Origin of the sequence: Streptomyces sp. NPDC059989, from assembly GCF_042736975.1 — a bacterium.
Taxonomy (GTDB): domain Bacteria; phylum Actinomycetota; class Actinomycetes; order Streptomycetales; family Streptomycetaceae; genus Streptomyces.
The window spans coordinates 78031-86355 of sequence record NZ_JBHWUO010000035.1 but is presented as its reverse complement, the minus strand read 5'-3'; the positions used below and the strand labels follow the sequence as shown (position 1 = coordinate 86355).

11 protein-coding genes are annotated in these 8325 nt (G+C 71.4%); 6 read left to right on the top strand and 5 right to left on the bottom strand.

Annotated elements, in window-relative coordinates:
* Together ACFWBN_RS27495 and ACFWBN_RS27490 are read left to right on the top strand one after the other, a co-directional pair.
* The coding region (locus tag ACFWBN_RS27495) for an adenosylhomocysteinase (RefSeq protein WP_385180284.1) at nt 1–168 on the top strand (168 nt) is incomplete at its 5' end.
* Between the two features lie 172 nt (nt 169–340).
* A complete protein-coding gene (locus ACFWBN_RS27490; RefSeq protein WP_385180281.1) occupies nt 341–1003 on the top strand; it encodes a DUF1772 domain-containing protein in 663 nt (220 codons plus the stop codon).
* 60 nt (nt 1004–1063) lie between these two features.
* Here ACFWBN_RS27490 and ACFWBN_RS27485 read toward each other — a convergent pair whose 3' ends face one another.
* Nucleotides 1064–1561 (bottom strand): DUF1772 domain-containing protein, encoded by a 498-nt coding sequence (locus ACFWBN_RS27485; protein ID WP_385180278.1) that lies wholly within the window; start codon nt 1559–1561, stop codon nt 1064–1066.
* 230 nt (nt 1562–1791) lie between these two features.
* Between ACFWBN_RS27485 and ACFWBN_RS27480 the strand changes: the two genes are divergently transcribed.
* Entirely contained in the window at nt 1792–3144 is a 1353-nt protein-coding gene (locus tag ACFWBN_RS27480) for an acyl-CoA synthetase (protein WP_385180275.1), read from the top strand.
* Between the two features lie 84 nt (nt 3145–3228).
* Here the strand turns inward: ACFWBN_RS27480 and ACFWBN_RS27475 are convergent, their stop codons facing one another.
* Entirely contained in the window at nt 3229–3696 is a 468-nt protein-coding gene (locus ACFWBN_RS27475) for a MarR family transcriptional regulator (protein ID WP_385180272.1), read from the bottom strand.
* Between the two features lie 124 nt (nt 3697–3820).
* On the opposite strand from ACFWBN_RS27475, the gene ACFWBN_RS27470 reads away from it, so the two are divergent.
* Entirely contained in the window at nt 3821–4666 is an 846-nt protein-coding gene (locus ACFWBN_RS27470; protein ID WP_385180269.1) for an alpha/beta fold hydrolase, read from the top strand.
* Here ACFWBN_RS27470 and ACFWBN_RS27465 read toward each other — a convergent pair.
* Together ACFWBN_RS27465 and ACFWBN_RS27460 are read right to left on the bottom strand one after the other, a co-directional pair.
* Nucleotides 4600–5043, bottom strand: a complete 444-nt coding sequence (locus ACFWBN_RS27465) for a hypothetical protein (protein WP_385180266.1) — start codon at nt 5041–5043, stop codon at nt 4600–4602. The genes ACFWBN_RS27470 and ACFWBN_RS27465 overlap by 67 nt on opposite strands.
* A gap of 115 nt (nt 5044–5158) precedes the next feature.
* Nucleotides 5159–5635: a phospholipase gene (locus ACFWBN_RS27460; RefSeq protein ID WP_385180264.1), complete on the bottom strand. Its 477-nt coding sequence runs from the start codon at nt 5633–5635 to the stop codon at nt 5159–5161.
* A 221-nt stretch (nt 5636–5856) separates the two neighbouring features.
* Here ACFWBN_RS27460 and ACFWBN_RS27455 point away from each other — a divergent pair, with 221 nt between their 5' ends.
* Entirely contained in the window at nt 5857–6552 is a 696-nt protein-coding gene (locus ACFWBN_RS27455; protein ID WP_385180262.1) for a DedA family protein, read from the top strand.
* A gap of 72 nt (nt 6553–6624) precedes the next feature.
* On the opposite strand, the gene ACFWBN_RS27450 is transcribed toward ACFWBN_RS27455, so the two are convergent.
* Nucleotides 6625–7353, bottom strand: coding sequence for a helix-turn-helix domain-containing protein (locus tag ACFWBN_RS27450; protein ID WP_385180260.1), 729 nt, complete (start codon nt 7351–7353; stop codon nt 6625–6627).
* A 222-nt stretch (nt 7354–7575) separates the two neighbouring features.
* Between ACFWBN_RS27450 and ACFWBN_RS27445 the strand changes: the two genes are divergently transcribed.
* The gene (locus ACFWBN_RS27445) at nt 7576–8247 is read left to right on the top strand and encodes a DUF4097 family beta strand repeat-containing protein (protein ID WP_385180257.1); all 672 of its coding nucleotides are present in this window, start codon (nt 7576–7578) and stop codon (nt 8245–8247) included.
* The last annotated feature ends 78 nt before the right edge of the window (nt 8248–8325 follow it).

Sequence of the window (8325 nt, the reverse complement as noted above, 5' to 3'; positions counted from 1 at the left end):
GAGTACCCCACCGACGTCTACGTGCTCCCCAAGCACCTCGACGAGAAGGTGGCCCGCCTCCACCTCGACGCCCTCGGCGTCAAGCTCACCACCCTGCGCCCCGAGCAGGCCGACTACATCGGTGTGGACGTCAACGGCCCCTACAAGCCGGACCACTACCGCTACTGACCCGGCCGGCAGTACGGACCGAACCGTAGACCGATCGGATTTCGCCACCGGCTCTCGAGCATCGCTCGAGAGCCGGTGGAAACCCCATGGCCGGGTATCCCGGGGAATGCCACGATCGATTGTCCGTGCCGAGGGCGAGCAGTACTCCCACCACCGCAGATGAGGATGTCCCATGAACCCCAATCCGGCCGGTAGCCCCCAGCAGTACCCCGCCGGTGGCCCGAGTCCGTACGCGGCCCCGCCCGCCTATGCCCAGCCCCAGCCCGGTGGCTACGCCCAACCCCAGCCGGGTGCCTACGCCCAGCCCGGGGCGCCCGCGCCGGCGGCCGCCGAGCGCGGCAAGGTGGCCACCGTCCTCCTCGTGGTCTCGACGGTCCTCGTGGGCCTGATGGCGGGCCTCTTCTTCGCCTTCGACGTCTCGGTGATGCCGGGTCTGGCGGCGGGCGACGAGCGCACGTACGTCACCGCGATGCAGAACTTCAACTCCGCGATCGACGGCAACGGGCTCTTCGGCATGGCGTTCGTCCTCGCCCTGCTGGCGTCCGTGGCTTCGGCGATCGTCGAGTTCCGCAAGGGCCGCCGCGGGGTCGCCATCTGGGTCGGGGTGGCCGCCGTGGCCTACCTCGTCGTCCTGATGATCACCTTCTCCGTGAACATCCCGCTCAACAACGAACTGGCCGACGCGGGCGACGCGGCGAAGCTGACGGACTTCGACATCGTCGACAAGTTCAAGGGCGCCTGGGTCTCCACCAACATCGTCCGCACCCTGCTGTGCACCGTCGCCCTGACGGCCCTCTCCCGCGCCCTCGTCCTCTACGGCCGCGCCACCCGCTGAACGAGCCCGCCCCGAGACGAAGTCCCCCTGGCCGTCCCGGCAGGGGGACTTCGTACGTGGTCAGCCGGCCTGGCCGTGCAGGTACAGGGCCCAGGCCAGGAAGCCGACCGCGGCCGTGCACAGCAGCGTGCGCCAGACGTTGGCGCGGGTCCAGGGGCCCTCGAAGGCGCGGCGGACGGCGGCCGGGTCGCTGATGCGGGCGATCGGGCCGGCCTTCTCCAGGGCGTTGTTCAGGGGGATGTTCACCTTGTTGGTGAGGCCCATCGACAGGATGTAGCAGACCAGGGCCGCGATCAGCGGGGGCAGCACGTCACGGCCGTCGGCCGGCACGTGCAGGGCCAGCGCCAGCGCGGTGAAGAGGAACGCGCCGATGTAGCCGAGCACGAACCAGCCGTTGAGGATGGCCTTGTTGATGTGCTGCATCACCTCGATGACCGTACGGTCGTCGGTGCGCTTCAGACCCGGCATCACAGAGACGGAAAAGCCGTAGAACAGGCCGCTGACCAGACCCATCGTGACCGTGGCGGCGATGAGCGAGGCCAGTCGTGCGGTCTCCATCGTGTGTCCCCCTGCTCGTCCGTCCTCGGAGCTTCTCGGTCATCGATTCTTCGGGAACGGGTCATCGAATCGTCAAGTCATGGCGACTATACGGGCGGGGGTGCCCCGCGTCGCCCCGGATTCGAGTGGCTCTCCGGCGAGTCTTGAGCGGCGCGGAGGCGGGCCGGTGTCGCGTGCGGGCCTCCGCGTTTGGGAGCCTGTGCCCCGGAACCACACAGAGGGGAGTCACCGTGCTCAGGGCACTTGAAGGCGCATACGGAGACCGGGAGGACGCCGTCGGGATCGACGGGCGCACCGCCTCCTACGAGGAGCTGCTCGGCGCGGCCCGGGCGGTGGCCGCCGACGTCGCGGGACTCCCGGCCTTCGCGGTGACCGCCACGGCCTCCCTGGAGACCGTCGCCGCCGTGGTCGGCGGGCTGCTGGCCGGGGTGCCCTGCGTACCGCTGCCGCCCGACGCCGGCCCCGCCGAACGGGAGCACATCCTGCGCGACTCCGGCGCGCGGCTCGTCGAGGCGGACTTCGCGCGGCGCTCCGCCTGGACCGGCCCGGCCGCGGCGCCCGAGGACCCCGCGCTGATCCTGTACACCTCCGGGACCACGGGCGCGCCCAAGGGCGTGGTGCTCAGCGGGGCGGCGATCACCGCCGACCTGGACGCGCTCGCCGGGGCCTGGCAGTGGAGCGCCGAGGACACCCTGGTGCACGGGCTGCCGCTGTTCCACGTGCACGGGCTGGTGCTGGGCGTGCTCGGGGCCCTGCGCACCGGCAGCCGCCTCGTGCACACCGGGCGGCCGACGCCCGCGGCCTACGCCGCGGCCGGCGGCAGCCTCTACTTCGGGGTGCCGACCGTGTGGTCCCGTATCGCCGCCGAACCGCGGGCGGCGGCCGCGCTGTCCGGGGCCCGGCTGCTGGTGTCGGGCAGCGCGGCCCTGCCCGCGCCCGTCTTCCGGGACCTGGAGGGCCTGACCGGGCTGCGGCCCGTGGAGCGGTACGGCATGACGGAGTCGCTGATCACCATCAGCGGCCGGGCGGGCGGCGAGGTCCGCCCCGGTACGGTCGGCACCCCGCTCCCCGGCATCCGCACCCGCATCGCGGCCGAGCCGGGCGCCGAGATCGGGGAACTGCAGCTCACCGGCCCCACGTTGTTCTCCGGGTACCTGGGGCGGCCGGAGGCCACCGCGGCCGCGTACACCGAGGACGGCTGGTTCCGTACGGGCGACATCGCGGCCGTCGACGAGGCGGACGGCGTCCACCGGATCGTGGGCCGCGCCTCCATCGACATGATCAAGTCCGGCGGCTACCGGATCGGCGCGGGCGAGATCGAGAACGCGCTGCTCGACCACCCCAAGGTGAGCGAGGCCGCGGTCGTCGGCGTCCCGGACGTGGACCTCGGGCAGCGGATCGTCGCCTTCGTCGTCGCCGAGGGCGTCACGGGCGCCGAGCTCACCGACTTCGTGGCCTCGCACCTGTCCGTGCACAAGCGGCCGCGCGAGGTCCGCTTCGTCGCGGCCGTGCCGCGCAACGCCATGGGGAAGCCGCAGAAGAAGCTGCTGCTGACGGAGGAGGGGTACGAGGAGCGGGGCTGACGGGAGCCGCCGGATCCCCTCCTCCGTCGGAGCCCCTGCCGCCGCGGGTCGACGGGGCCGTCCGCCCGCGCCCGTCCGCGCCCGTCAGCGCCCGTCGCGGACCAGGTGCCGGGCCAGTACCTCCAGGGCCTCGGCCACCTCGGGCAGGTGCTGTGCCTCCGCCTCGCCGAGGACCCGGGCGAGGGCCGCCTCGACCTTGGAGGAGCCGGCGGCCCGTACGGCGGCCACGCGCGCGGAGACCCCGGGGGCCTGCCGGACCAGCGTGCGGCGGCGGTCGGCGGGGTCGGGCGCCGTCTCCACGGACCCGGCCTCCTTCAGGCGGGCGACGGCGCCCGAGACCTGACTCTGCGGCAGGCCCGTGCGCTGGGCCGTCTCGCCCACGGTGGTGTCCGGGTGCGCGGCGATGTCGCCCGCCACGATGACCACGGCGCGGGTGCTGCCGGCGTACTGGCCGGAGCCGCCCGGGGGTTCGGGCAGGGCTTCTTCGCCGAGCTTCATCAGGGCCCGGCCCAGCAGGAACAGTTCGATGCCATCCACCCGGACACGGTACATCAGGACAGATGCATCTCCGGAGATACATCACTCTTGATGTATCTGTTTCGATGGATTAGGCTGGTCGCAGAGCAGCGGACGAAGGGTCCGCGCCGACCGCACGGAGCTGTACGAAGGAGTCGTCATGCCCAGCCTCACCGTTCCCGGAGCCACGCTGCACTACGAACTCCAGGGCGCCGGCCCGCTGCTGTTCATCGCTCAGAGCGGCGAGGGCGACGCGGACCGCACCGTGGACCTCGTCCCGCACCTCACCGACGACTACACCGTCCTGACCTACGACCGGCGCGGGCTCTCGCGCAGCCGGGCGGCGGAGGCCGGGCGGACCACGGCGCTCGCCGAGCACGCCGAGGACGCGCACCACTTGCTGGCCGCCGTCGCCGACGGGCCGGCCCTGATGCTCGGCTGCAGCCTGGGCGCGGTCATAGGCCTCCACCTGGCCACCCGGCATCCGGAGCAGGTCGCCGTGCTGGTCGCCCACGAGCCGGTCGCCCCGAGGCTGCTGTCCGCGGCGGTCCGCGCCCACCACGAGGCGGAGCTCGCCGGCCTCCAGGACACCTACCGGACGGGCGGACTGGACGCCGCCTTCCCGGAGATGGCCCGGGTGCTCGGCATAGACCTCTCCCGGCGGGACGTGGAGCCCGGCCTCACCCCGCAGCCCCTGGACGACCGGCGGCGGGCCAACTTCGACTACTTCATCGCGCACGACTTCTCGGCGATGATCCAGGACACCCTCGACCCGGCCGAGCTCACCCGCACCGCGACCAGGATCGTCCCGGCCGTGGGCGAGGCCACCCCGCCGAGCGTCTTCGACCACCGGTGTGCCGTCGCTCTGGCGGACCTGCTGGACACCCCGATACGGACGTTCCCGGGCGGGCACAACGGCAACACCACCCACCCGAAGGCCTATGCGGCCACCCTGCGGGCGGTGTTGGCGGAGGCGGCCACCGCACTCGCGAAGGCTTCCGCGTAGCGGCCCGACCCCATCAGGGCGATCTCCTCGTCCACGGCGGCGAGTTCGTCCGGACGGTCCATGAGGGCGAGCTGGTGGCGGTAGCCGGCCAGCGCGAGGTAGAGGAGCTCCTCCCGTTCGGGCTCCATCGCGCACATGCGGCGCGCGGCGTCCACGCCCTCGGCCCGCAGGGCCAGGGCTATGGCGGGCTGGTGGGCGAACTCCTGGCTGTAGGGGTACAGCGCCCTCGACAGCAGGGGCAGGTATACGAGCGGGCTCACCTGGACGAGAACGCGGTAGGCGGCGACCCGCTGCCGGACCGGCAGCGACTCCGATCCGAGGAGGGCCACCCGGGCTCGGAGTACCGCGTCGTGATTGATGTTCGCCGTGTGATTCATGACGCTGATTCTGAAAGCCGCACAGGTACCCAAACAAGGGCATTCGCCTGTGCCGTTCGTCCTACGAAAACACCCTCTGACCTGTCATGATGGTTACGTCATCACCCTTGGAGGGTCAGGCGGAGACGCCGCTGTCCACGGCGGCGGTGTTCCCGAAGACCTTCACGGCCTGGTAGTAGGTCCAGGCGGCCGAGTCGCACGAGGTCTTCTTCACGCCCGAGTAGGCGGAGCACACGCGCTTGAGGTCGGAGTAGAAGGCGTCGTCGAGCCGCGGCTTGTTCGTGCTGAACGTGCCGGCCGCCTTGTAGTTGCGGTAGCCGAAGTCGTGCCGGGCGCAGGCCGTCTGGAACGGGAAGCCGAACGGGTTGTCCGGAGAGGTCGTGCAGTAGTCGGTCGACCAGTCGAAGCCGTACGCCGACCAGTCGCCCTGGTTGCCGCGCGCCGACACCCAGGCGTCGTAGCTGGCCGCACTGGTCTGCGTCCAACTGCTCAGTACCTGGGACTTGTCGGCCGGGGCGGCCATGGCCGGGGTTGCCAGGGCGACGAGCGCGGCGGCGGAAGCGGCGATGACGGTGGCGAGACGACGGCGCATCAGATGTTCTCCCACGAGAGGGGCGCCGGGATCTTCCCGGCGCGGACGTCCCTCAGAGTGGGAGGGGGAGATATCGCGGAACTCCGCTGCGCCTATACGGGGCTGCTTCCGTCTGCGGGTAAGGCATTCGTATAGACCCCGCTCCTAGCGTCGGACCGGCCAGCACGACAGCACCACCCCCGCGGTGCGGCACGGAATCCGGACGACCATCGGAGCGAGCGATGACCGACGCACTTCTGCGAGCCGTGGAAGGAGCAGTCTCCAGCCCCTGGGTCTACCTGCTGCTCTTCGCCATCGCGGCCCTCGACGGCTTCTTCCCCGTGGTACCCAGCGAGACCCTCGTGATCACCCTGGGCGTGTTCGCCGCGAACGGTGACCCGAACCTGCTCCTCGTCATCGCCGTGGCCGCCGCCGGCGCGTTCGTCGGCGACCACGTCTCCTACTTCATCGGCCGCAGGTCCGGCCACCGCATCATCGGGCGGATGAAACCGGGCAGTCGGAGCCGCAAGGCCTACGACTGGGTCGGCCAGGCGCTCGCCGAGCGCGGCGGACTCGTCCTGGTCGTCGCCCGCTACATCCCCGGCGGCCGTACCGCCGCCACCCTCACCACCGGCGCCACCGGCTTCCCCCGCCGCTCCTTCACCCGCTTCGACGCCCTCGCCGCCGGCAGCTGGGCGATCTACTCCGCCTGCATCGGCTACCTCGGCGGCGCCGCGTTCGAACACGACCCGCTGCGCGGCCTGATGACCGGTCTCGGCCTGGCCTTCACCATCACCATCGCCGTGGAGGTGGTCCGCTGGCTGCGCCACCGCCGCGCCGCCCGCAGCCGACAGTCCCTGACCGTCGCCGGGTCGGTTCCCGACCCGGCGGCCCGAGAGCCGGAGTCGATGGCAACCGGGTCGTTCCCCCGCCCCTGATCACCATGGCTCCGCCTACCGAGGCCCGCCGCCGGCTCTGCCGGCGGCGGGCCTCGGTGTGTCGACGGCTGCCTATCCGCGATCGGGCGTTTCGGCTTTCGTGTGGAGGATCTCGCGGGCCTGCTCCGCGGCGCGGGTGATGGCCTCGGAGACGAAGTCGAGGAAGCGGGCGACGTTCTCCAGGCGGACGGCGGCCGGGGTGTCGGGGCCGAGCACGCCGACGCCCTGCCGTGCGATCTCGACGATCTGGGCGGTGGACTGGGCACTGGCCATCATCGACTGGTACCAGATGTCGTCGTCGACGACGTACCGCTCGCGGCGGCCTTCGTCGCGTTCCCGGCGGACGAGGCCCTGACTGTCGAGGAACGCGATCGACTTGGAGATGGACGCCGGGCTGACCTGGAGGTGCTGGACGAGTTCGGCCGCGGTGAGGCTGCCGGAGTCGGCGACGGTGAGGGCGGACATCACCCGGGCCGTCATCTGGGGCATGCCCGAGGCCATCATGACGGTGGTGAACGTCTCCTCGTACGCGCGCACGGCCTCGGCGTCGCGCCCGTGGGGCTGCGGGCGCGCCTCCGCCCCCCGGGGCGCGGCCTGCCGGCGCCGGTGGGTGCGTTGTTCGGTGGCGCGCTGGGCCAGGTCGGCGCGGTAGCCGGTGGGGCCGCCGTTGCGCATCACCTCACGCGTGATCGTCGAGGTCGGACGATCGAGGCGTCTGGCGATCTCCGCGTAGGCGAGGCCGTCGGCCAGCCCCCGCGCGATCTGCTGGCGTTCCTGCTCGGTGAGCCTGCCTCCCGGCATTGCGGTCTCCTTCGTTCTGCTTGATGCCCCCACTATAGCGTTCACCTTCAATCTATTGCAACGTTCGGGCGGTCTTCGTTGCGTTAATCTTGAGCACCACTGCAACGATTTCTAGGCTTTGACCTGCAGTGATGTTGATTCATCGCAACGATTCTGTTGTCGGATCCTGGAATGCAACGTAGCGTTTCTCTCATCAGAAACAGCGAGTCGAAGGAAAAGACCATGCAGAAGTTCGACACCACCGCCCCGATCTCCGCCGTCCTGGACATCCCCGCCGGACTCATCCGGTTCATCGCCGCCGACCGCGCCGACACCACGGTCGAGGTCCGGCCCGCGAACGCTTCGAGCGGCCGGGACGTGACGGCGGCCGAGCAGACCACGGTCGAGTACGCCGATGGGGTGCTGCGGATCGCGGCCGCGCCGGCGAAGAACCGGATCCTGGGCAACTCCGGCTTCGTGGAGGTGACGGTCCAGCTGCCGGCCGGCTCCCGTGTCGAGGCGAAGGCCGCGAGCGCCGAGCTTCGGGGTGTCGGGCGCCTCGGCGATGTCACCTTCGAGGCCGCGCAGGGCACGGTCAAGCTCGACGAGACCGGGAGTGCCCGCCTCACCCTCCAGGCCGGTGACGTTGCGGTCGGCCGTCTGGGCGGCCCGGCGGAGATCAGCACGCAGAAGGGCAACCTCCAGATCACCGAGGCCATGGGCGGCACGGTGAGCCTGCGCACCGAGTACGGGGAGATCGCGGTCGGCGCCGCCCGCGGCGTCTCCGCCTCCCTCGACGCCGGCACCGCCTACGGCCGGGTCCTCAACACCCTCACCAACACCGACGGCGCCACCGCCGGCCTGAACATCCACGCCACCACCGCCTACGGCAACGTCACCGCCCGCAGCCTCTGACCCGGAACCGTGCGGACCGCCCCGCTCGCCCCTCGAACACCTATAGGGGCGAGATAGGCGGCACCGAAATCCTCCGCT

Excerpts from the sequence above, each read along its gene's own strand:
- ACFWBN_RS27450 (WP_385180260.1), bottom strand. The coding sequence starts at position 7,353 with ATGCCGGGAGGCAGGCTCACCGAGCAGGAACGCCAGCAGATCGCGCGG.
- ACFWBN_RS27455 (WP_385180262.1), top strand. The coding sequence starts at position 5,857 with ATGACCGACGCACTTCTGCGAGCCGTGGAAGGAGCAGTCTCCAGCCCC.
- ACFWBN_RS27475 (WP_385180272.1), bottom strand. The coding sequence starts at position 3,696 with ATGTACCGTGTCCGGGTGGATGGCATCGAACTGTTCCTGCTGGGCCGG.
- ACFWBN_RS27485 (WP_385180278.1), bottom strand. The coding sequence starts at position 1,561 with ATGGAGACCGCACGACTGGCCTCGCTCATCGCCGCCACGGTCACGATG.
- ACFWBN_RS27470 (WP_385180269.1), top strand. The coding sequence starts at position 3,821 with ATGCCCAGCCTCACCGTTCCCGGAGCCACGCTGCACTACGAACTCCAG.
- ACFWBN_RS27490 (WP_385180281.1), top strand. The coding sequence starts at position 341 with ATGAACCCCAATCCGGCCGGTAGCCCCCAGCAGTACCCCGCCGGTGGC.
- ACFWBN_RS27465 (WP_385180266.1), bottom strand. The coding sequence starts at position 5,043 with ATGAATCACACGGCGAACATCAATCACGACGCGGTACTCCGAGCCCGG.
- ACFWBN_RS27460 (WP_385180264.1), bottom strand. The coding sequence starts at position 5,635 with ATGCGCCGTCGTCTCGCCACCGTCATCGCCGCTTCCGCCGCCGCGCTC.
- ACFWBN_RS27445 (WP_385180257.1), top strand. The coding sequence starts at position 7,576 with ATGCAGAAGTTCGACACCACCGCCCCGATCTCCGCCGTCCTGGACATC.